This is a genomic window from Trichocoleus sp. DQ-A2 (genome assembly GCF_039961915.1).
Classification (GTDB): Bacteria; Cyanobacteriota; Cyanobacteriia; order Cyanobacteriales; family FACHB-T130; genus FACHB-T130.
Genome location: NZ_JAMPKD010000004.1, coordinates 1 through 25,376 on the forward strand (window position 1 = coordinate 1; position 25,376 = coordinate 25,376).

The following is a 25,376-nucleotide window of genomic DNA, read 5'->3' on the forward strand; positions in this document are numbered from 1 at the left end:
CAATCTCTACTCGACTTGAGACTAACATGCTCAGGCTCAATTAATTAGTTTTTTTTGATGTAGCTCTATCAGCCCCTATGCCACTACCTATAGCGTACCTGCGTAAGTCCTGAGTTAGAGATTCTATTCCCGCCCGCTCATTCATCCGTAACCTTCCCTCGCATCGACTTAATCTGCGATCGCTTAAAGTCTTGATGGCTGTCGGAACAATCGCCAAGAATCAAAGGTTGCTCATAGGCTTTCTGGCAATCAATGCAGCATGGGCATTGGGTAAAGCAAACTGACCATAACAACGCTGAATTTCGACTTGGTAGCCCACCTGTTGCAACATCGTGGCAATTTCTGCTGCTGCATATAGTTGCTGGCGATGAACCTCGTCATCTCGACGATAATCGTTTCCTACTTGCCGAAAGGTAATGATTCGCCGAGTCAAGATGTGCTGTGAATCTTCCTGTTTTTCTACCAAAACAATCCAATCTTCGCCTTCAGTAAAGCTTTTGAGTGGAGTTGCAGAAGTCAGCTGTCCGGGTTCTGCAATATCAAAGATAAAAACGCCTCCCGGCGTGAGAGCATCATAGATGCGTTGGAACACCTGGGTAAGTGTTTGGTGGTCGGGGTCAAACAGGTAATTAAAACATTCACTAATCGAAATCACCGCATTACAGTCAGGAATTTCGACCTTGAACAATGAGCCTAGCTGAAATTCAGCCATAGGAACTCGACAACGGGCAATCTCAATCATGTCAGCTGAGATATCAACTCCCAATACTTGGTAGCCTGTCCTAACCAACTCCTCAGCTGACAAACCACTGCCACACCCCAAATCTACAATCAGTCCATCCTGAATGCCATGCTGTCTGAGAATTGCCAGAATTCCTGGCATTGCTCGCAGAACGTAACTCCTAAATCCGACATCGTGAATATAAGCAAGGTCTTTTCTGTACCACTCACTCATCCGTAACTTTTCCTCGCATCGTCTTAATCTGACTTCGCTTAGTTTTACTATCCAAACGCTTTCTTTGAGAACTACGAGTCGGTTTGCTGAGTTTACGGGGTTTGGGTAACGCGATAGCGAAGCGCAGATCGCATTCTTAATCAAGTCTTGCAATCGTTGCAACGCCTCTTCCCGATTCTGCTCCTAGCTACAGTGTTCTTGAGCCTTGATGACAATCACCCCTTCTTTGGTAATGCGCTGGTCGGAAAGCTTCAATAGCCGCTTTTTCTATTGACTGATTGTTCAGTCATAAATTATTCTAGAGATGAAACAATCGATCCTATCAGCCCAGGCTGTTGCTGGAAAATCAGGCTGAAACGTTCATTGTGACTGTCCTACAAACCTGAAAGGAGACAGACATGGATTTGCATTACGAAGTTCAAGGTAAGGGTGAGGCGGTTGTGCTGATTCATAACGCAATGGCAGATTTGCGGGATTGGGAGTTCATTGCCCCGCAACTAGCCCAGACTTATCAGGTCATCACTTTTGACGGACGCGGTGCCGGACAGTCACCCCCACTACTCAAACCTGCCCACTATGTTGAGGATTTGCGGCAGTTGCTTGACCATCTCAATCTCGATCGCGTGATTCTAGTTGGACATTCGATCGGCGGTCAAATTGCGACCGATTTTGCCCTGGCTTATCCTGATAGAGTAACCAGGCTGGTGCTGGTGGCTCCGGGATTATCGGGCTTCCAGTTCTCACCCGATGTTCAACAATGGTACGCGCAAATCAATGCGGTAGCTCCAGATTTGGAAAAAATGGTTGAGGTGTTGTTGAACCATCCTGTGTACAGTGTCGTGATGTCCAGTCCACAGCGCGATCGCATAATTGAGATGACAACGCACAACATGAAACGGTCTTTTGAATGGAAAACCTATGAGATGCTCTGGCCACAGCCACCCGCCATTGATCGCTTAAGTGAGCTTCAAACCAAAACGCTGTTTATCATCGGCAAAAAGGATATGCCTGACCTTTTCAAGGTTGCCGAATTATTTCAACAGGTACCCGACATTCACTTTGCCTACATTGAAGGAGCCGATCATATGCCTACATTCACTCATGCTGATGAGGTTTCGAGTCGGATCGTTCAATTTCTCAGTCGGTAGAAGCCATGCCACGTACCCCAGCAGAAAACGAGCGCATCCGTCAGGCAACGCGGGAGCAAATCTTGAAAACGGCGATGGATTTGTTCTTCACGAAAGGCTATCACGCCACGTCGATTGAAGATATCGCCAAACAAGCGCAGATTTCAAAGGGACTGCTTTACCACTACTTCAAGGGTAAAGAAGACGTTTTGGCAGCAATGGTCGATGTGCGGCTCAACGATCTGCTGGTCGTCATGAATGCTGCCGTTGCAAAGTCAACGCCTGTTGAGCAAATTCGCCATGTTGCCGAAGGTGCGTTAGACGATGTGCGACGGCAACCGGAGGTTTTCCGATTTTATCTCAATCTGTTTACCCAACCCCGGCTCGACCCGATTGTGGCGAAATATAGCCAGAAGTTGATGGATGAGCAGGCAAAGCAGTTTGAAATCCAGACGCAGATGTTCAGCGAGTTGGGAGTTGCTAACCCAAGACAGCGATCGCTCTATTTTTCCTCGACGCTTCAGGGCATTATGCTGATGTTTTCAACTTATCCCAACACCTATCCGTTAGATGCGGTCAAGGCACAGGTGATTGCGGAGTTTTGTGGGGAGGAAGACTGAGTGTTCGCACCATCTCATTCATCCGTAACCTTTCCACGCATCGTTTTAATCTGACTTCGCTTAGTTTTGCTATCCAGACGCTTTCTTTGAGAACTCCGAGTTGGTTTGCTCCTTTTGCGTGGTTTGACGACTGCGATCGCACTTTTAATCAAGTCTTGCAATCGTTGCAATGCTTCTTCTCGATTTTGCTCTTGGCTACGGTGTTCCTGTGCTTTGATGACAATGACACCTTCTTTAGTGATGCGTTGGTCGGAAAGCTTCAACAGCCGCTCTTTGTAGCGTTCAGGTAGTGAGGAAGCGATGATGTCAAAGCGCAGGTGAATGGCAGTTGCCACCTTATTTACATTTTGTCCCCCTGCCCCTTGCGATCGCACCGCACTCATCTCAATCTCATGCTCTGGAATACTTACGGTGTTAGAAATTTGCAGCATGATTGATTCGCTTGATTATAGACAGTGCAGCATTGCACAGAAATTGTTGCCCCGTTTCGCTTTATTGGTGCTGATTCCAGCATAAAGTAGTAGCCACGCCTCTAGCTCCCTCTCTAGCGGCAATATATCAAACACGAAGTTTTTAGTTCGCTACACCTAGAAACGTTAACTTTGTGCTGCAACTGGTTCCTCGACAACGCTTGAGTGCTTTCATACTGTTCATGCCATTGGCGATCGCGCACGTATAATTTGCACAACTGGAGGCTTTTATGTCCCAATCTGATTTGGAATACCGCTTGCATTTAAGTTGGAATGCGAATGCTCGTGCTTGGACAAAAGCAGTCCGCGAGCAACTAATATCCAGTCGCCGCGTTGTGACTGATGCCGCCATTGTGGACGTTTTGGTGGCGCTGCAACCTCGCCGCGTGCTAGATGTTGGATGCGGTGAAGGTTGGCTGGTACGCGCATTAAACGAACGCGGTATCCAAGCTTTTGGGGTAGATGGGAGTTCTGCTTTAGTTCAACAAGCTCAGGCAGCAGGTGGGGGTAAGTTTCGCACCCTCACCTACGATCGGCTCGTCAACGATCCAAATCAACTCGATGGACTATACGATCTCGTCGTTTGTAACTTCTCAGTGTTAGGGGAAACCATTGTACCGCTGCTGGCTGCACTGGGTACAGTTCTAGCGCCTAATGGACACCTCGTTGTGCAGACGGTTCACCCGTGGAGTGCCTGTGGCGACACCGCCTACAAGGAGGGCTGGCGAACCGAGCGCTTCACGAGCTTTGGCGAGGAGGAGTGGGAGCCAATGCCTTGGTATTTTCGGACTCTCAGTTCGTGGCTGACAGCTTTTAACCAAGCAAAGTTGCAGATACGCCAATGTATTGAACCACTTGAGCCAACAACGCAGCATCCTCTATCGCTTATTCTCGTGTCCTGCGTAGAAGAACAATTTAGAGGATCTCCCTTATATGATGAGAAATAGTTGAGCAAGCCCCAGTTAGGTTAGTTGTGTTTACAACATCTCGTCTCATCTCAAACTGGCTCTTAGTTGCACTACCAATAGCCCTATGCGCTTGTACATCATCTGATGCTGTCGTTTCAACTCCAAAAAACGTAATTGAAGCCAAGCGACAATCCTTGCCACCATCCGTAAATAATGCTGATAAACTCAACAGCATTCAAGAAGAACGTTACTCGCTTCTCATTCATCGAGTAGACAAGCGCTTGGAGGTACTCAATAACCAAAACGTTCCGATTTACAAGGCAACTATTGGTATTGGTAAGGGCGGACTCAAAGACAAACAAAATATGAATGACTTTGTTACTCCCACAGGCGAGATGAGTGTAGACTTGATTCTCTACAAAAAGTCTGAGTACAACCAAATTGCCCAAGATAACGTTAAGCGTTTTGTCAAAGTTACTCAGTATCGCAACTTAGTTAATCCTCAGCAAGGATTAGCTCAGCTATTCAAGAACATGAACCATCTTGACTTTGATGGGAACGGTAGCCCAGACAGTGCCTATGGAAATGGCTATATCGGACTCACTTCAACGACAAGCATCACGGGTCCTAAAATGAGTACATTTCAGGGAACGCCCTACTGGTTCTCAATCGCACTTCATGGTACACCCAATCCGGAGAATATTGGTCAAGCTAACTCAGGTGGCTGCATCCATCTCGACTCAAACACATTGCAGCAGTTGATTGAGAAGGGTTGGGTGAAGTTAGGTACCAAAGTAACGATTATTGATTAATGGATTGACGTGGTTGTGTTTTCTGCGATCGCGGTAATGCTCTTTGTTCACAAATCAAGCTGACTATAAATAAGCTAGTTTTCCGCTAAACTTGCCCCTTCATAACTTATTATTCGCGCCTTTGTATAGTTAGCTTCTGCAATTGGCATCGCACTCCGCACTTTTATACCTGAAGATTCGGCAGAAGTTTGTATTGATTGACTGCAACTGCGCTCAGAAGTTGGTACCTTATTGACGTTTTGCCCGCCTGCCCCTTGAGAGGGCATTGCAATCATCTCAATCTCATACTCTGGGATACTCACCGTGTTAAAAATTTGTAGCATAATTTAACAATTGTCCAGAGATGAGTCGCACCAGTCGTTGAGCAGATTTCGCTCTGATTCGCCTTTATTCATTATCTCCTGACAGACAAAGTAAGGAAAGCAAGCCTATGGATCGATTGAACTTCAATGTAGTCCAGCAGTTCTGGACGATCGCCAAGTCCTATTGGTCTGGGGATGAAAAATGGCAAGCCAGAGGGTTATTGCTGGGCGTAGTGCTGTTACTGCTGGCGTATACGGGATTGAGTGTAGTTCTCAACAACAAGCGAGGAGTACTGATTTCAGCCCTCTCAGCCCGTGATGAGCCACGCTTCTGGGAAACTGTCATCATTTTCATCGCTGTGTTGGTGATCTATGCACCATTGCTCGCAGGCTATACCTATCTGCGCGATCGCCTGAGTTTGCAATGGCGGAAATGGCTCACCCATCGATTCGTGGATAACTACTTTCGCGATCGCGCCTATTACAATCTGCATATCTCAGGCACTGAAATCGATAACCCAGATCAGCGGATTGCAGAGGATGTTAGGAGTTTTACCCAGGAATCTCTCACCTTTGTACTGGTGTTGGTGCAGTCTGTGCTGTCAACGATCGCCTTCAGCAGCGTACTCTGGGGCATTTCTAAACCCCTGGTGTTGTTTCTGGTGCTGTATGCCCTAATTGGGACAGTAGTAACAACTTTTGTATTTGGTAAGCCGCTTGTCCGACTCAACTTTGAACAATTGAAGAGAGAAGCGAATCTCCGCTTTGGTTTGGTGCGGATTCGGGAGAATGCGGAAGCGATCGCATTCTATCGAGGGGAAGAACAGGAGTCAAACCAAGTTAAGCATCGGTTCCTCGATGTGTTTGAGAACGTCAAACGCCTGCTGGTTTGGGAATTAAACTTAAATGTTCTCACCAACGCTTATGAGTTCATCCCCTTCGTCCTGCCTGCCCTAGTTGTCGCACCCGCGATTTTTGCCGGGGAAATGGAGGTGGGTAAAGTTTCTGAGGCACAGGGGGCTTTTGTCCGCGTCTTTTTCTCGCTGAATGTTGTCGTTGCCCGCTTCCAGCAATTGACCACTTTTGGCGCTGGGATTAATCGTCTTTATACCTTTGCCCAGTTTTTAGAACAGGCAGAGGCAGATCGGGCATCCGATGAGCAACCCAGGATTCAGACGGTATCAGCAGATCGGCTGGCAGTCGAACATCTCAGCCTGCAAACTCCCAATTATCAGCGCACATTAGTAGAAGATTTGTCCATAGAGTTACCTGCTGCACAGGGACTTTTGGTGATGGGGCCAAGTGGTTGCGGTAAGAGTTCGCTGCTGAGAGCGATCGCAGGTTTGTGGGATTCTGGTACAGGGAAAATTGTTCGTCCTGAATCCGACGAGATCCTATTTTTGCCGCAACGTCCCTACATGGTGCTTGGTACTCTGCGCGATCAATTGCTGTATCCCAACACGCATCTTGAGGTTGACGACGAACACTTAAAGCAAGTGCTGGAACAGGTGAATTTAGCAGGTTTAGACGAAAGATTTGGCGGCTTTGATGCCCAGGAGGATTGGGCAGATGTCCTCTCTTTGGGCGAACAACAACGGCTAACTTTCGCCCGGTTGCTGCTGAACAAACCCAACTACGCCATCCTAGATGAAGCAACTAGCGCCCTAGATTTGGATAACGAGGAACGGTTGTATCAACATTTGCAGGCAAAAGGGACTACTTTCTTAAGTGTGGGACATCGTGCTACGTTGGCAAATTATCATCAGTCATTGCTGGAACTCTCCCAGGATAGGACTTGGCAGCTTAAACAACCCCTAGCTCTTGTCGAAGAACAACCGGAGTTGTTGGAACTTCCATCGACTACCTAAAGGGCGATGGCAGAAGCATCCCATTTGTGAAAAAATACCTGGTGCTTGAAATAGCCAAGTCAATGGAAGCTGGCAAGCACAAGTCGAGAGATAAGCCAATCCATGACCATAGACATATCAAATCTAAGGTTTAAATCCCGTGCAGTTCGCTAAAGTTTAAAAAGATATGAATCGTATTGATGGAGAATCCAAATCCCAAATGATACCGCTGTGGAATAAATCTTTTAGTGCTTTTTGCTTGAGTCTGCTTGTGATGTTCGCAGGGAATATCGTTCTGATTGGTTGTGGTGAAGCCGCTAAAAATTCCGAACCTGTACAAGAATCGGAAAAAGAATCCAACCAGGGTAATCAGGCTGATGATGACGATAACGAGGGGCAAGAGACCACTGGCTCATCCGATCAAAATGACGATGAGGAGAAGGATGGACAAGAGGAGAAGGATGGAGAAGATAAGGATTAGCAGTGGCGATTCACCTAGCGCGATCGCTTGATAGCCGCAGCCACCGATTCGCGTGTACTCTGAATTTACACGCGAAAGGGACGACTTTTTTGAGTGTCGGGCATCACTCTACGTGGACAAATTACCATCAGTCTTTGCTGGAATCCCAGGCTCAAACGTGGCAGATTAAACAACCGCTAGCTCTGCTCAAACATGGCGAAAAGGAGTGACATTTAGCTCCGCTCTCCAGTCTGCTAGTGGTTTTTCCCAAGCCTCTTCCCACTTCTGCCCTAGAAAGGGTTTTGCCCGATCCCCCAAATCGTAGCTCTGCTGAATGAGACGTACAAGCGGGTTTAAATCGCTGTTCATCTTGATCGTATTCAGGGTGATTGCGGCAATCAACATCACTGCAAGGGGAGAGCGATTTTGCGCGAGCGTAAATGCTTGCAGCCCAATCTCTCCAACAGGATCGGTGCCAAATCCTGTCACGGTATGCCAAATATCATGAGTTTGTCGCATACGCAGTGCTAAATAGCTTGTGTCATCTTGAAGTTCGACTTGGCGATAAAACTCTGGATCGAGGTTGGCTGCTCGCATATGAGAGGCATAGGCAAAGCCTAACGAATCTTCAGGCAGCTTGAGTAACGCTTCTAAATTGGGAGTCGGTGCAATATATTGTTCTTCAAAAAGTTGAGCGATTTCAGGATGGGACTTGAGATAGGTAATCGCGGCAGCAGAAACTTTATGGTTGGCTAAGGCAGCAGCAATATCAAAAACTGCCTCGATATCTGTTCCGTTATCGATAAAGGCAAGGAAACCTTCCAAACCTTTCAGAAGTTCTGGAGTAACCGAGCGACTCCTATCAGCATTGATAATCGAGGGAGATTTTGACATCGGGAAACCTTCGGTAATCAAAATGAACGAACCCTTGGCGGGATAATTTCACGTATCTGGCACGTATCTGGATCGAGACCCGCAGTTCTTAACCGTTCTGCCTGTTGTGCTGTCCTATACTCTAGCTGCGCTCGCTCTGTTGCGTTCGGCTTTTACCTCAGTTAACACGCAACTTCCTTGTGCATCATACTAGCGCAGCGACCGTCTGTTTAGGACTATTTTGTGGATTCTCGAATAGCCTGATTGCGACTATCTACGGGGCAAAGTTTTGTAGCAATTGAGCAGGAGCGAGATGCCTCCGGCAAGTTGCGCGGGATGCCAATTTAATTACTTCGTAGTTCCCCGTGGGGCGCGTTCAGCATCTGTTCCAATCCACTGCTTAGAATTCACTACGGTATCGATTTTATTTTCCAATTCTGTTAGTTGAGTCGGTGCATCAGGTGAAGGAAGGTAATGGTGTACTGTTTTTTGTTTCTTGCCGATTGTCAATGAGGTGATGGCAGAAGGTGCATCGGTGTGTCCACCTGTATAGCTGTCTTGAAGCTTGAAGTAATTGAGCTTTTGAAAGTCTGCAATGAGCTTTCTCGCTGCTGTTTTACTGATAGTTGTTGTTCGGGTGCCAGTCACTTTCACAAACCGTTTGCCCTCGTAAACCACCTTGCCATTGCCATAAACAGTGAGCTTATAAATGGGGCAAAAGCCAAAACAGGCTGTCCGTTCGAGTGTCAGCGCAACTTGTGGTGAGACTTGTCGAGGTTGATTGAGTAGCCTTTGATTCGGAGTATTGGTTTCAGCAGCCAGGAATGGGGAGTTAGGAATAGAGACACTTAGAACACTACTGGCTACACCGATTATTAGACTTAGAAGAAGTGGCGATCGCATTATCGTTAGGCTCCAAATCAGAAAGATTCACTTAACTTCGAGTCTATTCGGCTGTTTCAGCTCTCAGTTCCCGGTTTCTAATTCAGAAACCAGAAGACGATGTAGGAATTTTCTATTTTTAGACTAAATTATCGGCTATTGATGCAATCGGGAAATCATTGGTGTTCTCCGTAGAAGAGTTGAGTTCTTACACCGCAGTGCACCAGAGAACAACTCAGCTTTGACAACTGAACGCACAGCGATATTTTCAAGGGGTACAGAAAGCAAGCGATCGCTTGTTTAGGCTCTAGAATTGGAAGCATCCAATGAGCGACTCCAACTCATACATTGATTAGGAAACCCTATGTCCTGCAAACACCTCAATGAAGTGACTCTGCAAAACCTAATCCATAAAGCCAACTATCCGGTGTTTCGCTGTGAAGAGTGCATGCGGATCAATGGTCGTTGGGTGCATCTTCGCATTTGTCAGACGTGCGGTAAGATGCTGTGTTGCGACTCGTCAGAACATCAGCATGCTCGTCGTCACTATGAGGAAACCGGACACACTGTAATCAGTTCAGCGGAGTTAGGAGAGCAATGGCTGTGGTGTTTTGTGGATGAACAGCAGAAGAATTATTGAAGATGCGCTCAATTGGGGTATCTCCCCAACTTACAAGCAATTTTAAAGGAAGGCGATCGCATAATCCTTCCAAACACTAGATCGAAGAAGGAGCGATCGCCTTGATGCTACGGGTTAGGATTTAGGGTAGGGCGTTCTGATTGAAGTATGGCAAAGCAGGAAAATCCCCTTACGGGAGAAGCACTCATTAAGGAAGTCTGTCGGAGGATTCGGGTTGCCCGTAGCTACTGGGATGCTCATAAGAACGCTGCTTGTCGGGGAGAACGAGAGCGTGCTTTAGCTCTTTACAACACGCTGACGAAAGAACAAAAAGACCAGATTCCGCAGCAGTTGCGGGTGTGGCTTCGCTACCGCAGTGAGAAATACTTTGGCGCACACCGAACGCCACCCAAGTCAAAACGAAAGTCGAAGTAGTGTTTTCCTTGCATCTAGCCTTCCGTCTCTGGGTTCGCGATGCGACTGCGTCGCCACTACGCTAACGCTTGGGGATGAACAACTACAATTTCATTGATGCCCCGGAAATCATTTGGGTTAAACGTCAGTAAATGCGTTACACCATGCGCCAACATCACGGCAACCAACCGGGCATCATGTACGCGCTTACCCTGAAGTTGGTAGCTTGTCACCAGATTGAACCAGTGGGGGAATATTTGTGGCGTTTCCTCAAGCTGCGGAAACTGATTGAGAATCAGCTCGATTTCAGTACGAGTTTGTTCGACACTCCATCCCAAGCCGTTAACTGTTGCGGGACGAGTTGCAACAACCCAAAATTCGATAATATTCTGACTGGTGATGTATAGTTGGTTGCCTCTTCCAAGAAGTCGGGTAACAGAGGCATCCGCTAATGCTTGCAAGGGTGAATTAGTATCGCTACTTCTTAGCAAAACATTGGTGTCCAACAAATAAGTTGTCATCAATCGTAAATATTCTCCCGTCGCAAAGCTTCGTCTGGTAGATTAACTCCACCCTTATGACTTTGTACCCACTGGTGAAACCGTTCCGCCCGTTCTTCAGGCGTGGCGGTTGCCCAAAAGGGTTGCTCTGGGGGAACGGGGGAAAGGATTAAGCGATCGCTTTCCACCTCTACTACAAAGCGCCTATTAGACCCAATTGCCTGTAAAATTTCGGCAGGTAGCTGTAAGGTGCCTGATTCACTCACTTCAACGATCAAAGACATTGCGATCGCCTCCAAGGCATCAATAAGGTGTCTGTTTAGAGCTATTTTACTGATTCTTCAATAAGCTACGATCGCACCAGTCAGCTTTCATTGAATTATGTCAAAGCAGGAAAATCCCCTCACAGGAGTTGCACTAATCAAGGAAGTCTGTCGGCGGATTCTGGTTGCCCGTAGCTACTGGGATGCTCATAATAATGCTGCTTGTCGGGGAGAACGCGTTAAGCGAAGCTATTCCGAAGGAAATCGCGCCTTAGCGCTTTACAACACGCTGACCAAAGAACAAAAAGACCAAATTCCGCAGCAGTTGCGGGTGTGGTTGCGCTACCGTAGTGAAAAATACTTTGGCGCACACCGAACGCCGCCCAAGTCGCAACGAAAGTCGAAATAGGATTGTGAGGGAAAGTGCGATCGCCGATTATTCAAAACATTTGGCAAAAACTATTGAATCTTGAGATTAATTAGAGTATCTCACAGTCCGAAGGTGACAACCAACATAACCGATAATTATCTTTCTTTGCTTATTTGGAAAGAAATAAATACGCCAACCAAACGATAATTTAGCGTGCCAACTGAAGACTCGCTCCTTACCATCGGGACAAAGAAACGTTCGTTCTTTGCTATACTTGGGATTCTGAAGTGTAACTTGGCTTTCTGGAGAAACATTTCTAAGGCTTTTTGGTTCAAAAGCTTCATCTGCCCAGCATTTGCAGTAGTCTTCAAGCTCTGATAATCTATTTTTAACAAGCTGTAATATCGGGCTTTCAGCACCAAGACTCTGCAATTGTTCACTCACAGCTTTGCAGAATATCAGGTTGGGAAATAACTCATCTTTGCGATTCCAGAGTTCCAACCCGTTAACAACTCTTGAGCGGATACGGTTGTTAATCCAATTAGAGTGTTCCTGTACATGGTTGCTACGACTCGCGTGGATAATTTCTAGCGGTTCATCAATTAAATCTTCATTTTCATCCAAGCGTTTGACTTCCAATTCTAAGCGGCTACAATCCCATCGGGCTTCTGAAATCAAGCTCACCGCAAGTGCATCAATTACTACAGCAAAGCCAAGTCCTTTTGCTTCTTCTCCTTGATGCCAAACCTGAGACAAATCAAAGTTGTCTTTAATTTCTTCAGCAACATCAGTCCAGAAGGGAGCTTTTGATGTGAGAGTTCTGAAGAAACTACGCTCTTCCCGATTTACCGTTGGATCGTTGCGCCAACGAGCTACCGGATAACCAGGTGCCAGTTCAATAGTGTTAATTTCATCCGAAGTGCGAAGTACTCGCTTCACGCCACTGGTAGTTGCTTGGCGTACAGTGCCAATCAGCTCTGACATTAATTGCTGTGCTGTTGGAATATCAGCAGCAGGAGTTCGCAGAGACAGTTCATTGAGTACCATCTCCAAATCCATGTTTTAATCTCCTGCTGGTTCTAATAAAGCCTCCAAACTTTTATCCCACTCATCAAAGAAGCCTTCCGGCCATTGATCGATCCGTCCGTTGCGGTCAATGTGTGGTGAAACTACTTCAGTGAGAGCTTGCCCTTGTTTCTCTTGTCGCTGGAAGTAGTGCAGTTGGACATCTTTGGGGTTAAGCTTGCCGTCATGAACAGCAAGACGAATTCCATTTAAAACATGGTCGCTATGAGTTTCTATCACAACTTGAACGCCACAGCTAGCTGCAAGCGCCAACAACTCGCCCATTTTGGCTTGCCCTTTGGGATGGAGATGAGCTTCTGGGTTTTCAATTAGAATTAATGTGCCTGGAGGGGATGCAAGCACTGCTACAAGAATTGGTAAGGTGTAGGTGATTCCGAACCCAACATTGGTCGCACGATATTTGTTGCTAACCTCTTTTCCCATTTCAAACGAGTATTGCAAACTTATCAAATCAATATCTGTATTTGAGGTGAGGTGAATCCGTGTACCAGGGCTTATCTCTCCCATCCATGCCTCAACTTGGTCTTTCAGAGATAGCGACTTTGCTTGTGGATGGCTCAATTTATTAGTTTTCTCTCGCTCAGGACGCTCGAAAACCTGATCAACTGTCTTTGAACTTACTGGCTGATGCCCTACACTATTGATTTTCCAGTTGCCAAAAACTGAAAGGAAATGTGCGGTATGTTCACCTCTAGTACCAATCTGAAGATTCTGGCTTACGATGAAATCTGACATTTCAAAGACAGTCCGAGGACCCATGCGCTCTGCTTGAAGATAGTGAAAATAATCTCCAAAAAGACTAAAGTCATGTATTTTTTGAGATACTGGTGCAGCAATGCTGCGTAGAACATCTGCCTGTCGATCATATCCAAAGCGCCATTCCCACATTCTCTCTCCTCTATGCTCACCAGTAATTTTAAAACTAATTAAATCTTCCTTTGCTCCCTCAAAAAGAGCATCTTGAGCTGTACCAATATTAACTAAATTACCATTTAGAGATAGACCTTTTCTTTGTAATAGTCTTTGTTGGTGAGACTGGCGCAATAGGAGTAAAGACTGTAGCACCGAAGACTTCCCCATACCATTAAGCCCAGATAGTAGAGTCAGTAACCTAAATTCAAGTAACTGGTCTTCAAAAGGTTTGAAATTTTTCAAATGCAGTGACTTTATCATGACAATACTGCCTCTATGATATGTTCAATATCACTCATTCTACGCAATGCAATCTTGATATTTCCTTTACTACTATAAATAGGATTATCAAAGTTGCCATCATTAGTAAAATCTATGATTTTTTGTTTTAAAACATCCTCTCTCTGCTTGAGCAGTTTAACTTGTTCTTCACTCAGCTTATGTAAATTAACAGACCAAGCTTCAAATAATGCTTTATTAAGTGGGTATCGTATTTCTTTTGATAATTTACGAAAAGCATCTTTACCAAAAATTTCAAAAGCTACGTTCATCAACCGCAGAAATTCATTTTCAAGTAATCTTATTTTCTCGTCAGACATATGATTGATCTCGACCATTGTTTTATCAAGTAATTTATTAAATGTTTTATTTTTCAAGACTTCGCCCTTAGAATTTATTAAAAATGTTAGAACTCTGAGAATACACTCACGGTCAGCCATTCTGTTAGCTTTAATCCCCTTATCAGTTGCTCTTTCAAATTCAACTGAAACAGCTAGTCTCTCTAGCAATTTTGTTGCTTTACCTTGATTTAAAGCATGACGTATCTCCTGGGCTGATAGAGCTACTGCACTTGTATTAATACGTTCAAAAATAGCCTGCTTAAATTCAGAAGGTGTACCTTTTTCAATCAGTATAACTGTGAGAGGTGTTTCTTCTATACGTCGCTGGTAATTACGTGGTATTTCATCATATATCTTGCCGTTAAATTGAGTAAAGGACTGTAAGCCAGTTAGCTTAAGTTGCTTATCTAGGATAAACTCTTTTAAAGTAGTTAGCCTTTGGAGACCATCTATAACTAACCATTTAGCTTCATTAGTAGCATCAATGTAGAATGATGGTATTGGGATACGAATGAGAATGGACTCAATAAGTCTACTTTTAGCAATGTTATTCCAAACGGCTTGGCGTTGAAATTCAGGAGTCAAATCAATTTCATCAGACTTAATCTTTCTAACTATTAAGCCAATAGTTATTTGTTGAGTGTCAACCCTAATTTTAGTGGGGTCAAATGGCTCATCTATTTCCTCTTCTTCTGGCTCAACATCTTCTTCTCCTGATTCGCTCCAGATATTATCATCGATTTCAGTGTCTTCGTCCGGGAATTCTGTGTTTAGGTTCTTCAGCTCTGTCACGACGGTACTCCTTGGCATTAATACTTATTTACTTATCTGCTACCACAATTGAGTATTTGTTATATAAAATATTTTAAGTTGCCTAGTGAATAGGAACCGCCTCAAGCCTCTGCTTTAGGTTCAAATTTCTGCCTTTTAGATAAATGATACAAACATTTGTATCAAGAAGATATTTTATTACAAGGGTTCGGGTTCAGATTGTTCGTTTTGAGGATGTCTAATAAATGAGTCATCCTGAATACATCCGTAAAACTGTGAAACAGATTCAGCTTCAACACCTTTGGGCAGGGTAGTTTGATAGACAATGACAACCTCGATATCTGTATTTCTCATGTCAGGTAAATGAACCTTCTCTCATACCATCGCTACCGATATGGGATTTTAGTGTGATGCTGTGCATAGTTCTCACTCCGCACCTACAAACTGATTTCCTCACCCAATTCTTGCAAAATTCCTTGCAACTGGGCTATAGCCTCTTCTAGTTCCTCCAGTCCATATCACACACCTACCAAGGCAGCATCTCTCCATTCGCGTGCCAAAAAGTGCCTGTGTTCTCCAGCGTCAACTCATCAATTCGAGCCAACAACCCCTTCACCGACTCTTCCGGCGTAATGCCAGTAAAGTTCGTCATACGACTTTGAACTAAACCGGGATGGAGAATTGCCACTGCGATCGCACGGGGTTTGAGATCGAGAGATAGCGACCTGCCAGCCATCGACAACGCCACTTTAGACATCCGATAGCCATAGGAACTGCCAGAGGTATTGTCTGCAATTGACCCCATCCGACTTGTCATCAGCGCAATCTTGGAACCTGCTTTTAGAAGTGGCAATAGCGCATGAGTTACTCGTAAAGGCCCCAGCGCATTCACTTCAAACTGCTCTCGAATGCTCTCAAAATCCAAGTTTTCCAGCGTCACGCGCTTGATAATTCCGGCATTATTAATCAAAACATCGATTGGAGTGTTACGAAGGCGATCGCGTAAATCAGCAACCGATGCATCAGAGGTAATATCAATCCCCTCCTCAACCTGCACCCCTAGCTGCTTCAACTCCTCAGAAGCACTGCGACAAATGGCAATTACTCGCTCTCCCCGCGCTTGCAGTTGGCGGCAATATTCGTAACCAATCCCCCGATTAGCACCCGTAACCAGATAAGTTGCCATGCGAACTCCCATGTCTTGATTAGAGGGACATTTCTAGACACTCATAGCCTATCTGAAACTGTCGCTTACCATCGTGTTCCAGAATGTTGCCGGGTGCGATAATTACCCGGTCAAAATCCCCGGTGAGAATCGTGGAATTAGACTGCTTTAGCGCTTATCCTCCAACCTTCAGGCGGGGAATGAGCTTAAAGTATTTCAATTTTCCACCGTCGTCAGGTCGAGGATGGCTTGTAGCCCAACATTCGGAAGTAGAGTCCTTTTTGGGATAGAAGTTCATCATGAGTGCCTTCTTCGACAATCTCGCCCTCTTGCATGACAAAAATGCGATCGCAGTCTACGGCGGTTTCGAGTCGGTGTGTCACTAAGATAATGGTTCTTTTGCGACGCAGACGCTGGAGGGTTTCTATCACCCATTGCTCGTGCTTCAAATCCAGCGAACTCGTCGGTTCGTCGAGGATGAGGATCGGAGCCTTCGTCGCTAGCGCCCGCGCGATCGCTAAACGCTGCCGCTGTCCGCCGGAAAGGTTCTGTCCGCCCTCGCTGAGCATCGTATCGTACCGCTCCGGCAAGGCTTCGATGAACTCAGCCGCCCCGGATTCCACCGCCGCCTCCCGAATCTCTTGCAAGGTCGCTTCCTCGCAGCCGTAGGTAATATTTTCCGCAATCGTTCCGGGGAAAAGCGGACTGCCTTGCGTGACCAGCGCCATGTGTTTGCGGACATCGGCAACCTTAAGGGTGCGGATATCGAAACCGTCGAGTTGGACGCTGCCCCCTGTCGGGTCGTAGAAGCGCGGCAAGAGATTGAGCAGCGTGCTTTTTCCTGTGCCGCTTGGACCCAAAAACGCTACCATCTGACCCGGTTCAATAGTTGCATCGATTCCCCGTAACACGGGTCGCTCAGGGATGTACTCAAAGCTTACGTTAGAAAGGGTTAGGGTGCGGGGATGGACGGGAAGCGATCGCGCATCAGGCTCGTCCTTGATGGTGGGTGGCTCGTCAATGACCGTAAAGACGCGATCGCATGAGGCTACGAATGTCTGGATCTTGGTCGTGAACCCCAACACCCAACCGATTGGGTCCCAGAACTGATTAAGGTACGCCAAGAATACGATCAGATCGCCGAGGGTCAGGCCGTTCGGCACCTGGCGCAAAAACTGGTCGCGATAGACCAGATACCCTCCGTAGCCGAAGATTACCCCGCTTCCCAGAGCGAAGACGACCTGAACCGCGAGCGGATACAGGTTTTCCTGCCAATGGAGCCGCATGGAGGCAGCGACGCTGCGATCGACCACCCGCGTGAAGCGCCGCGACTCCGTCGCTTCTCGACGGAAAGACTGGATGAGTCCGATCAACTCTATCGCTTGTTGCATGGTTGAGGTCATGATCGCATCGGTCTGCTTCGACTCAAACGCCCGACGCCGAATCCTTCCCTCGAAGTACCAGTTCGCGAGTAACAGAAGCGGCGTGAATGAAAGTGCGAACACGGTGAGAAGGACATGGCGCGACAGCATGATCCAGATCATCGCCGTCAGCGTCACCGATGCAGCGGTAGAGCCGATCAGCGTATCGATCACCCCCCAAGGGCCGAGGCTATCGTAGCTCAACCGATAGATGGCGTCCCCCTGCGATCGCGAACCGTGCCAGCCGAGACTCAGCGCCTGCATTTTGTCGTAGAGTTCGGTGCGAACCCGCAAGGTTCCGTTGTACTGGATGCGGTAGTTCAACATCTTACGGAGCATCATGACGCTATCGCTCAGTATCCTGATGAGCATCGCCACGAACGCCATTCCGAAAATTTGGTTCAGCTTGCCTTCACCAAACGGGGCAAGAAACAGCCGATGAATCCAGTTAGGTTTTGGGGTGGGGGAGAGAACCGTATCAACTAGAATCGCCATAGGCCAAGCGTTGAGAAGGTTGCAAAGCACCGATGCCCCGATCAAAAATAAGAGCGTGACGATCAGCCAGAAGTCCCTGCGAAAGTAAGAAATAGACCGGAGGACGATCCGCACCAACCAATGTTGGTATATTGACCGCTTCACCATTTTTGGCGGATTTTCCCGGCTTTTTAAAGATGCTTTGAGTGGAAAAGTCATGGATGTGCTGGGTGACTCTAAGCAGAACAATGACACCAATTGGACAATTTCAGAGAGCCGGGGGTCAGAAATCAACTTTGGTTTTTAACCCCTTGAAAGACGATTCAAAACTCCTGAAACCCTTGAAAAATTCTAGGTTAGGTAGGACGTAAGCGTAGGCGCGTTCATGCCGTAAGACTTGCCAGTTCAAACAAGCATCAATCAGTTGGGTGAATCAACTGGGTGATGTGCGATCGCAAATTGCTTTGTTAAGGTCGGGCTGTTGTAGCTGTTATGACGGCAACATTTGCGTATACAACTGCCGTCTTACTGGATTGTATCGGCGAGTCATAAAGTTTTTGTCCTACCTGAGCTATATACCTATCTATATGAAAAATCTCAAGCAATTGTCTTGGAAAAACGCGCTCGCTCTGGCTGTTATGGCAACAGTTGCCACAGGCGCGATCGCTAAACTCCCGTCAACAGCCCAACCCTCAACCCAACCCAGCTCAACAACACCGACAACCTCTAACTCCAGAGACTTTGCGCCAATCTACAATTTAAGCGGGCATAACAGCGATGTTACTTTTCTAACCTTCAATACGAATAGTCAAGTCCTGGTCAGCCATAGCCCTGGTACGGCAATCAAGCTGTGGAACCTCAAAACAGGTAAGCTGCTGCGTACCCTGAATGAAAAAGTATATGCCGCCGGTGTCGTTGCAATTACTCCCGATACCCAAACCTTGGTGACTGTTGACCGTAAGGCACAGGATAATGACAAAACGATTAAGGTGTGGAATCTGAAAACGAATAAACTTCTTCGCACCTTGAACGGTCATTCACAACCAGTCAATCACCTTGAAATCAGTGCCGATGGGCAAACTTTAGTCAGTGCCAGTAATGACAAGAAAGTGTTGGTGTGGAACCTGAAAACAGGCAAACGGCTACAGACTATCAATCCCCAATCAACCCCGATTCGGTCGATTGCCCTCAGCCCAAACAGTCAGATACTCGCGACTGGCGGTGGAGAATATGTGGATCAAAATACCAGTACGGACACCAGCATTCAGCTATGGGATCTCAAGACAGGAAAACTGCTGGGTACTCTCGAAGGACAGACTAGCCCAATTAGTTCCATTGCGATCGCTCCCGATGGGCAGACGCTTGTCAGCGTTGCAGATTCCATCAAGATATGGAACTTGAGAACAAAGCAGCTTCTCCACACCTTACCCGGAGGTTCCGCTTCCATTTCAATTAGCCCTGATGGACAGAAGCTGGTTACGGCTGCTTGGGATCACTCAGTCAAGTTGTGGAATTTGCGGACTGGAACGCTACTTAAAACACTGTTTGAGCCTTCTATTAACGACCAAAATCTTGGTCGCATATACACAACCAGTATTTCCTTTAGCCCGGATGGCAAAACGATTGCCATCGGTTCTGGGGGTGTTTTGTCCACTTTTGGAATCAGTGTTTTGCGGGGGTCTTTTTGAAGTGCCGAGCGCTTTTTAATCAGTTACCGTCATCAAAGCAATTCATCAAAACGGTGTCTTTGTTTGTAAATGCAAAGGTTGTCCAGATTGCGGATGCACAAAGCGAAGTTCTCTAGCGTGCAGATGTAACCGACTGACAGTTGCACGACATCCATAAAGGCGATCGCCTAATATCGTTACCCCAAGCCCTTGCGAATCGGCTGCGTGAACCCGTAGCTGATGGGTGCGTCCGGTTAGGGGGATAAACTCTATGCGAGTCCAATCGCCTTCCCTGGCGATAACTTGGAAGCGAGTCAAGCTAGGTTTACCGCGTTCATCGACTTTCTGATAAGGACGATTTTCTGGATCTCCCCATAAAGGGAGTGCGATCTCACCTTGCTCAATTGTCACAGAACCGGAAAGTAAGGCTTCGTAAACCTTGTAAACTTGCCGCTGCTGAAACTGCTGACTCATCTGGCGATGGGTTTGGCGATCGCGTGCCAGCAAGAGAATACCAGATGTTTCTCGATCCAGACGATGCACAGATGCGATCGCCATGCCATCCGGTAACAGATGACGCAAGCGACTGAGGACGCTATCAAAGGTGTGGTGATAACGACCAGGTACTGATAGGAACCCTGCGGGTTTGTTCACCGCAATCAGCCATTCATCTTCATAAACAATGGGAACCTCTCCCCAAAGCCCTCCCCTAATAGGGGAGGGGCTTTCCCCCTCCTGTGCCCCCCTCTTTTTAAAGGGGGGCACGGGGGGAGGCAAAGGGGGGGAGGCTTCCCATCCTGATAGTAAAAACCCCATCAGTGGCTGACAGCGTTCAGCACAGGCTCCATAAAATGCTCCCTGCATTTTGTCACCATCGGCTGAGGATGACCCCCACCAAAACTCTGCCATTGCCAGCGGTTTCAGTCCATGCGTTGCCGCATAGTGCAGCAGCTTAGGGGCGCAACAGTCTCCGGTTCCAGTGGGCATCGAACCTCCTGGCATCAATTCCTGCAACGATAGAGACTCTCCTGCAAAATTCGTCAGGCTATACGCCGCGTGCATCTGAGTCTGCAATTCGCGGGATAGTTCTTTGCGCTGTTGTTTAAGTTCGCGCATCCGTGCTTGGGTTGCTTCAATCAATTCCTTGAGTGGCTGCAACACTTCATTCTGCTGGCGTTTGAGCATTCGTCGCTCAATTCCATGCTGACGACTTTCTTCGTCAAGTTCTTCGAGGGCAATCGTTAGCGCCTCTCCAGTCAGCGTTTCGCAGAGTAGCTGACGTTTTCGGTGTCGTTGCTGCTTGCATTCTTGATGGCGATCGCTCATTTCTTGCAACTGCTGTGCAAACTTGCGAGACAGGGTTTCGTACTGCTGCCATTCTGGAAGTTGCTTTAGGGTAATCAATTCCTGCTTAATCGCCTCCAGTTGGGCTAAAGTGCAAGCTTCTTCTAGGGCAACTTCATCTCGTCCCGGAATTGGCGGCACCCAGCCCTCACTTGTACGATTACCATTGAGAAGACCGGAGAAAGCTTTAAGTATCTGTTGTTCGCCATTCGGCAGTTCAACCAGCAGGATGCCATACATCTTGCCTTCATCAGAATAAGGATCGTTGTTGGCAAGGTGTTCCATTAAACTTCTAGCGATCGCTTCTGCTTCCGGAGTGCGGGGTAGTCTCAGTAGTTCACCACTTTGAGGACAGCGCCCTTCATACCAATAGTTTTGAATACCTTTGGCAACCTCTGTAGATAGTCTCTCGCGGGTATCTATTTTCTCATGCACCGATGATTACTCCAGCAACGCCGACAACAAAAAGACCCACAATAAGAATCTGCCATGCGGTTGGGAGCTTTTGCAGTTTAATGGCTTTGTTACAAATTAAAAAGTTGCACATTGCCTCTAGTCATCTATTTAAAAGCAGTTCCTAAATAACCGCTGCAACCTTGGCAGTATCACTTATTAAGTGTCCATCTTCCATGTGAACAATGCGATCGGCAATATCCAAAATGCGGTTGTCATGAGTCACCAGTAGAATGGTGCAACCTTGTTCTTTTGCTAGTGTTTGCATCAGGCTAACGACTTCACGACCGGATTTGCTATCGAGAGCAGCAGTCGGTTCGTCAGCAAGAATTAGTTTGGGATGGCTTACCAAGGCGCGGGCGATCGCTACCCGTTGCTTTTGTCCACCCGACAGATCGGCAGGATAGTAGTTGATCCGATTTCCCAATCCTACCTGTTCTAGCATTTCGGCTGAGCGCTGGCGCATCTGGTGTGGAGAAATATCCCTGTGCAACTCTAAGCCCATCTTGACGTTCTGGAGTGCCGTTAAGCTACCGTGCAAGTTGTGCGCCTGAAAGATATAACCATTGTGCCGTCGCGCTTGTACCAGTGCTGTCGGATTTGCACCACAGAGTTCTTGTCCTAACACCTTGAGACTACCCGATTGGGCAGATCGCAGTCCACCAACTAAAGTAAGCAGTGTGGTTTTGCCGGAACCAGAAGGGCCGGTCATGATGATAATCTCGCCAGCATTGATTTCTAAACTGATGTCAAATAAAACTTGTTTGCGTAGTTGACCTTGACCAAAGTAGTGATCGAGGTTGTGAATAGAGATGACAGGTTGAAGAGACATAATAATATAAACCTAAAACATATCAGCCGGGTCAGCGGATTGCAATTTGCGGGTAGCGATCGCTCCAGAAAGGGTACACATCACCATCGTTAACATCAACACGAAAATTCCTCGCGCCACAGTCATGTACAGAGGCAAATTCGTCGCATTACGAGTCAGGCGATACAATCCTGCGGAAATGGCAATACTAGGGATAAAGCCGATGATTGCCAAGATAACGGCTTCTTCAAACACCACCATGAGTAGGTAGCGATTGCGATAGCCCATTGCCTTGAAAGTGGCGTATTCTCCCATGTGTGCATTCACATCTGTTGAGAGAACTTGGTAGACGATGATGACGCCAACAATGAAGCCCATTGTCACGCCCAAGTTAAAAATAAATCCAATCGGTGTATTCTTTGCCCAGTAGCTTCTTTCAAACTCGATAAATTCCTGCCGAGTCAAAACCTGAACATCATTCGGCAAGTGTGCTTTCAAAGCTTGTACCGTTTGCACTGGATCGGTTCCGGGTTGCAGTTGCAGTAAGCCGACGCTGACGCTGCTTGCCTGTCTGCGGGGAAACAGCCGCAGAAAGTTTTGGTCGCTAGTAACCAGGTGTCCGTCTGCACCAAAGGAAGACCCGATGCGAATTTTGCCAGCAACGGTAACACTATGGCGCTCAATTTCTGTCTTCAGTGGCTGGTTTTGTTCGAGTTGCGCGATCGCTGCTTTGTAGTCTCCACGGCTACCGCTGTCAAACAAAACTGTGTTAGGCAGCTTAATCAGGTTTAATTGTTGGTTAATGTCTGGTTGCTCAAAGACTGAGCTGTTAGGGTCAAATCCCAACATCAGCATACTGGTTTCGCGCTGGGTGGTCGGATGCTTCCAGTTCACCATGTTGGCGTAGAGTGCTTCCGCAGACTGAACGCCTGGAATATCCATCGACTGGTACAAACGCCGTCGCGGGAAGGACGACATATTTGATAGATTGCGAGCTTGAGGGCTGAGCAGAACGACATCGGCGCGAACGCTATTGTGGACTAAAACGGCACTGTTGAATAGCGCACTCTGAAACCCCAACTGCATCAACATCAAGACATCTGCAAACACAACACCGGCACACGCTACGACCAGTTTTCCTTTTTGATGACTCAGTTGCAGCCATCCTAACGGTGTCCGGCGTTGGAGTTGTTGGAAGCCAATCATAATTCAATGACCACCTTAACTTGCTGATTGGTTAGTCGGGCAGCCTTGCTACTTGAGCCTGCATCCAGACGGATTTTTACTTCTACAATGCGCCCATCAATATTGGCGGACGGATCGCTATTTACAATGTCTTGGCGCAGCACTTTGTAGCCAACCTGTTCGACAGTACCGATGAGTTCGCTGTCAATCGAGTCACTGCTCACCTGCGCCGTTTGTCCTGGACGGATTTTCTTGATGTCACTCTGATAAACCTCTGCAATCGCAAACATCTGCTGCGTTCGCCCAATTTCGGCAATCCCGTCATTGCTAATTAGTTCGCCAGGACGGGTGTAGATTTTGAGGATTTGACCATCTTGAGGTGATCGCACGGATGCCTGCTCTAAGTTTGCTTTGGCTTGCTCAACGGCTGCTAAGGCTTGTCTGACATCGGCTTGGGCTACCTGCACATCTACTGGACGCACCTCTGCAATTCGATCCAGGGTGGCGCGGGCTTCATTCAGTTGCTGTTGGCGAGAATTCCGAGTGCGATCGCGGGCAGCTTGCGCTTCTTGGAGTTGCTTTTGGGCAGTTGTCAGTGTCAGTCGCTTACTATCGCGCTGGGATGCCGAAACCGCTCCGTTCTGGTAAAGCAATGCGTAGCGCTGATACTCCACCTGTGCATTTTGCACTTCCGCTTCCAGACGGGCAATGGTAGCGGCTTGCGCGTTCAAGTCGCCGACACGTTCAGCTTCTAGTTGGGCAATCTGGGAGCGTTGCGCCTGGATTTCGCCCGTCTTGGCTCCCGCACGCACCTGCTCCAGTTTGGCTTGGGCAACTCGCACCTGTTCTTGTGCCTGCATTACAGATGCCTGGAGGCGATCGCGACTGTTGAGTATCGCAATTGCTTGTCCTTTGCGAACGCGATCGCCTTCCTTGACTAACAGTTGATCTACTCGATTCCCCTCAGCAGATGTTGGTGCAGAAAGCGCGATCGCTTCCCCTTCTGGCTCTAGCCGTCCCAACGCCGTCACGGTTTTGATTTGGGGCGTACTGATCGCTGTGGATGGGGTCGTACTGGATTGCTGGATACGCCCCGCCCAAACGGTATATGCCATCACTCCACCTGTTGCCAAGGTTGCAGCGATCGCCAGCAGAGTCAGTGGTCGAGAAAGACGTTTAGAGGATGGATTACCTGCTGCCACTTCTTGCATCATCTGTCAGATTCCCCAGTTCTAGGAAGGCACTAAACTAAACGGTTTAGTTTTCATGCAACTAAACTAAACGGTTTAGTACAATAACGTCAAGGGAGTCCTGAAAATTCTCTAGAACTCCTCAAAGCGAATACCCCTAGAATGACTGTGACAATCAGATCAGGAATGAATGAGACGGACGAAGATGACGGAACCGAAGCAGGATGGGTTAGCAGAGAAAGCCGAACAGATATTGACAGGCGCAATGCAAGAGTTTCTGGTGCATGGCTATGCCGCGACTAGCATGGATCGGGTGGCGAAGACGGCTGGCGTATCCAAACCAACGGTTTACACCTACTTTCAAGATAAAGAAGGACTGTTCACTGCCCTCGTCCAACGGTTTGCTCAAAGAAAGTTTTCCATCATCCAACGTTTTCTGCCGTCGGAAGGAGATGCTTTCGTGGTGCTGCGGCAGCTATTAACGAAGGCACTGAATGAGATCATTTGCGATGGTGAAGAAATTGCCCTGTTGCGGCTAATTATTGGCGAGTCTGGACGCTTTCCCGAACTGGCGCAAATCTTTGTTCGCACGTTGGTAAAACCGGGCGTTGAAACATTGAGCCAGTATCTGGCATCGAGTCCAAACTTAAAGATTGCCGATCCCGAAGCAACCGCACGTATTTTTTTAGGTGCATTAGTTCATTTCATGATGGTACAGAAAATGCTTCACGGTCAGGATATTCTGCCGATGGAGAGCGATCGCCTGATCGATAGCTTAATGAATCTTCTCAAGGAATCCGAAGCTTGAGCGGAGTTGATATTAGCAACGGTTTGCACATCCTTGTCACCCCGAAC

At 47.3% G+C, this 25,376-nt stretch carries 28 protein-coding genes and 2 pseudogenes; 12 read left to right on the forward strand and 18 right to left on the reverse strand.

Going from position 1 to position 25,376, the window contains the following annotated elements; all coding sequences use genetic code 11:
* Positions 1–220: 220 nt before the first annotated feature.
* Positions 221–955: a class I SAM-dependent methyltransferase gene (locus tag NC997_RS04210; RefSeq protein WP_190528231.1), complete on the reverse strand. Its 735-nt coding sequence runs from the start codon at positions 953–955 to the stop codon at positions 221–223.
* Positions 948–1,222, reverse strand: a pseudogene (locus tag NC997_RS04215) (aminoacyl-tRNA hydrolase); the annotation flags it as partial. The gene NC997_RS04210 and the pseudogene NC997_RS04215, both read right to left, overlap by 8 nt.
* Positions 1,223–1,353: 131 nt before the next feature.
* On the opposite strand from NC997_RS04215, the gene NC997_RS04220 reads away from it, so the two are divergent.
* Both NC997_RS04220 and NC997_RS04225 read left to right on the forward strand, forming a co-directional pair.
* Positions 1,354–2,103 carry an alpha/beta hydrolase gene (locus NC997_RS04220; protein WP_190528233.1) on the forward strand — a complete coding sequence of 250 codons (750 nt, stop codon included), beginning with the start codon at positions 1,354–1,356 and terminating at the stop codon, positions 2,101–2,103.
* A gap of 5 nt (positions 2,104–2,108) precedes the next feature.
* Positions 2,109–2,702, forward strand: a complete 594-nt coding sequence (locus NC997_RS04225) for a TetR/AcrR family transcriptional regulator (protein WP_190528235.1) — start codon at positions 2,109–2,111, stop codon at positions 2,700–2,702.
* Positions 2,703–2,716: 14 nt separating this feature from the next.
* On the opposite strand, the gene arfB is transcribed toward NC997_RS04225, so the two are convergent.
* Positions 2,717–3,133 (reverse strand): alternative ribosome rescue aminoacyl-tRNA hydrolase ArfB, encoded by a 417-nt coding sequence (gene arfB, locus NC997_RS04230; protein ID WP_190412468.1) that lies wholly within the window; start codon positions 3,131–3,133, stop codon positions 2,717–2,719.
* Positions 3,134–3,402: 269 nt separating this feature from the next.
* On the opposite strand from arfB, the gene NC997_RS04235 reads away from it, so the two are divergent.
* Positions 3,403–4,119, forward strand: a complete 717-nt coding sequence (locus NC997_RS04235) for a class I SAM-dependent methyltransferase (RefSeq protein ID WP_190528237.1) — start codon at positions 3,403–3,405, stop codon at positions 4,117–4,119.
* A gap of 155 nt (positions 4,120–4,274) precedes the next feature.
* Positions 4,275–4,892, forward strand: coding sequence for a L,D-transpeptidase (locus tag NC997_RS04240; protein WP_190528239.1), 618 nt, complete (start codon positions 4,275–4,277; stop codon positions 4,890–4,892).
* Positions 4,893–5,107: 215 nt separating this feature from the next.
* Here NC997_RS04240 and NC997_RS04245 read toward each other — a convergent pair.
* Positions 5,108–5,215, reverse strand: a pseudogene (locus tag NC997_RS04245) (aminoacyl-tRNA hydrolase); the annotation flags it as partial.
* Positions 5,216–5,322: 107 nt separating this feature from the next.
* Here NC997_RS04245 and NC997_RS04250 point away from each other — a divergent pair.
* The 3 genes from NC997_RS04250 (at position 5,323) to NC997_RS04260 (ending at position 7,731) form a co-directional block, all read left to right on the forward strand.
* A complete protein-coding gene (locus NC997_RS04250) occupies positions 5,323–7,062 on the forward strand; it encodes an ABC transporter ATP-binding protein/permease (protein ID WP_190528243.1) in 1,740 nt (579 codons plus the stop codon).
* Positions 7,063–7,228: 166 nt separating this feature from the next.
* Positions 7,229–7,522 (forward strand): hypothetical protein, encoded by a 294-nt coding sequence (locus NC997_RS04255; protein ID WP_190433004.1) that lies wholly within the window; start codon positions 7,229–7,231, stop codon positions 7,520–7,522.
* Between the two features lie 2 nt (positions 7,523–7,524).
* On the forward strand, positions 7,525–7,731 hold the full coding sequence (locus NC997_RS04260) for a hypothetical protein (RefSeq protein WP_190528245.1): 207 nt from the start codon (positions 7,525–7,527) through the stop codon (positions 7,729–7,731).
* Here NC997_RS04260 and NC997_RS04265 read toward each other — a convergent pair.
* On the reverse strand, positions 7,709–8,395 hold the full coding sequence (locus NC997_RS04265; RefSeq protein WP_190528247.1) for a Coq4 family protein: 687 nt from the start codon (positions 8,393–8,395) through the stop codon (positions 7,709–7,711). The two genes, NC997_RS04260 and NC997_RS04265, sit on opposite strands and share 23 nt — an antisense overlap.
* Before the next feature lie 327 nt (positions 8,396–8,722).
* Complete coding sequence (locus tag NC997_RS04270) at positions 8,723–9,277, reverse strand: DUF6438 domain-containing protein (protein ID WP_190528249.1); 555 nt, start codon at positions 9,275–9,277, stop codon at positions 8,723–8,725.
* 343 nt (positions 9,278–9,620) lie between these two features.
* Between NC997_RS04270 and NC997_RS04275 the strand changes: the two genes are divergently transcribed.
* Both NC997_RS04275 and NC997_RS04280 read left to right on the forward strand, forming a co-directional pair.
* Complete coding sequence (locus tag NC997_RS04275) at positions 9,621–9,896, forward strand: UBP-type zinc finger domain-containing protein (RefSeq protein WP_190412477.1); 276 nt, start codon at positions 9,621–9,623, stop codon at positions 9,894–9,896.
* Between the two features lie 147 nt (positions 9,897–10,043).
* On the forward strand, positions 10,044–10,310 hold the full coding sequence (locus NC997_RS04280; protein WP_190528252.1) for a Precorrin-3B methylase: 267 nt from the start codon (positions 10,044–10,046) through the stop codon (positions 10,308–10,310).
* A gap of 56 nt (positions 10,311–10,366) precedes the next feature.
* On the opposite strand, the gene NC997_RS04285 is transcribed toward NC997_RS04280, so the two are convergent.
* Both NC997_RS04285 and NC997_RS04290 read right to left on the reverse strand, forming a co-directional pair.
* Complete coding sequence (locus NC997_RS04285) at positions 10,367–10,810, reverse strand: type II toxin-antitoxin system VapC family toxin (RefSeq protein ID WP_190528253.1); 444 nt, start codon at positions 10,808–10,810, stop codon at positions 10,367–10,369.
* The gene (locus NC997_RS04290; RefSeq protein ID WP_190528255.1) at positions 10,810–11,073 is read right to left on the reverse strand and encodes a hypothetical protein; all 264 of its coding nucleotides are present in this window, start codon (positions 11,071–11,073) and stop codon (positions 10,810–10,812) included. The genes NC997_RS04285 and NC997_RS04290 overlap by 1 nt, the downstream gene beginning before the upstream one ends.
* Before the next feature lie 97 nt (positions 11,074–11,170).
* Between NC997_RS04290 and NC997_RS04295 the strand changes: the two genes are divergently transcribed.
* Positions 11,171–11,461 (forward strand): Precorrin-3B methylase, encoded by a 291-nt coding sequence (locus NC997_RS04295; RefSeq protein WP_190528257.1) that lies wholly within the window; start codon positions 11,171–11,173, stop codon positions 11,459–11,461.
* Between the two features lie 66 nt (positions 11,462–11,527).
* On the opposite strand, the gene NC997_RS04300 is transcribed toward NC997_RS04295, so the two are convergent.
* The 6 genes from NC997_RS04300 to NC997_RS04325 form a co-directional block, all read right to left on the reverse strand.
* A complete protein-coding gene (locus NC997_RS04300) occupies positions 11,528–12,481 on the reverse strand; it encodes a T-complex 10 C-terminal domain-containing protein (RefSeq protein WP_190528259.1) in 954 nt (317 codons plus the stop codon).
* Positions 12,482–12,484: 3 nt separating this feature from the next.
* Positions 12,485–13,681, reverse strand: coding sequence for a DUF3696 domain-containing protein (locus tag NC997_RS04305; protein WP_190528261.1), 1,197 nt, complete (start codon positions 13,679–13,681; stop codon positions 12,485–12,487).
* Positions 13,678–14,832 (reverse strand): DUF262 domain-containing protein, encoded by a 1,155-nt coding sequence (locus NC997_RS04310; protein WP_190528263.1) that lies wholly within the window; start codon positions 14,830–14,832, stop codon positions 13,678–13,680. The genes NC997_RS04305 and NC997_RS04310 overlap by 4 nt, the downstream gene beginning before the upstream one ends.
* A 177-nt stretch (positions 14,833–15,009) precedes the next feature.
* Positions 15,010–15,165, reverse strand: coding sequence for a hypothetical protein (locus NC997_RS04315; RefSeq protein WP_348234173.1), 156 nt, complete (start codon positions 15,163–15,165; stop codon positions 15,010–15,012).
* 172 nt (positions 15,166–15,337) lie between these two features.
* The gene (locus tag NC997_RS04320) at positions 15,338–15,997 is read right to left on the reverse strand and encodes an SDR family oxidoreductase (RefSeq protein WP_190528265.1); all 660 of its coding nucleotides are present in this window, start codon (positions 15,995–15,997) and stop codon (positions 15,338–15,340) included.
* A gap of 212 nt (positions 15,998–16,209) precedes the next feature.
* A complete protein-coding gene (locus NC997_RS04325; protein WP_347276128.1) occupies positions 16,210–18,090 on the reverse strand; it encodes an ABC transporter ATP-binding protein in 1,881 nt (626 codons plus the stop codon).
* A gap of 368 nt (positions 18,091–18,458) precedes the next feature.
* Here NC997_RS04325 and NC997_RS04330 point away from each other — a divergent pair, with 368 nt between their 5' ends.
* On the forward strand, positions 18,459–19,559 hold the full coding sequence (locus NC997_RS04330; RefSeq protein WP_206753365.1) for a WD40 repeat domain-containing protein: 1,101 nt from the start codon (positions 18,459–18,461) through the stop codon (positions 19,557–19,559).
* 45 nt (positions 19,560–19,604) lie between these two features.
* Here the strand turns inward: NC997_RS04330 and NC997_RS04335 are convergent, their stop codons facing one another.
* The 4 genes from NC997_RS04335 to NC997_RS04350 all read right to left on the reverse strand — a co-directional run bounded on the left by NC997_RS04335 (position 19,605) and on the right by NC997_RS04350 (position 24,542).
* Entirely contained in the window at positions 19,605–21,317 is a 1,713-nt protein-coding gene (locus NC997_RS04335) for a pseudouridine synthase (RefSeq protein ID WP_347276129.1), read from the reverse strand.
* A gap of 142 nt (positions 21,318–21,459) precedes the next feature.
* Positions 21,460–22,167, reverse strand: a complete 708-nt coding sequence (locus NC997_RS04340) for a DevA family ABC transporter ATP-binding protein (protein WP_190528269.1) — start codon at positions 22,165–22,167, stop codon at positions 21,460–21,462.
* Between the two features lie 12 nt (positions 22,168–22,179).
* Positions 22,180–23,352: an ABC transporter permease DevC gene (gene devC / locus NC997_RS04345; protein WP_190528271.1), complete on the reverse strand. Its 1,173-nt coding sequence runs from the start codon at positions 23,350–23,352 to the stop codon at positions 22,180–22,182.
* Positions 23,349–24,542 carry an ABC exporter membrane fusion protein gene (locus NC997_RS04350; protein ID WP_347276130.1) on the reverse strand — a complete coding sequence of 398 codons (1,194 nt, stop codon included), beginning with the start codon at positions 24,540–24,542 and terminating at the stop codon, positions 23,349–23,351. Before NC997_RS04350 ends, devC begins: the two co-directional genes overlap by 4 nt.
* Positions 24,543–24,711: 169 nt before the next feature.
* Between NC997_RS04350 and NC997_RS04355 the strand changes: the two genes are divergently transcribed.
* The gene (locus NC997_RS04355) at positions 24,712–25,329 is read left to right on the forward strand and encodes a TetR/AcrR family transcriptional regulator (RefSeq protein ID WP_190412490.1); all 618 of its coding nucleotides are present in this window, start codon (positions 24,712–24,714) and stop codon (positions 25,327–25,329) included.
* Positions 25,330–25,376 lie beyond the last annotated feature (47 nt).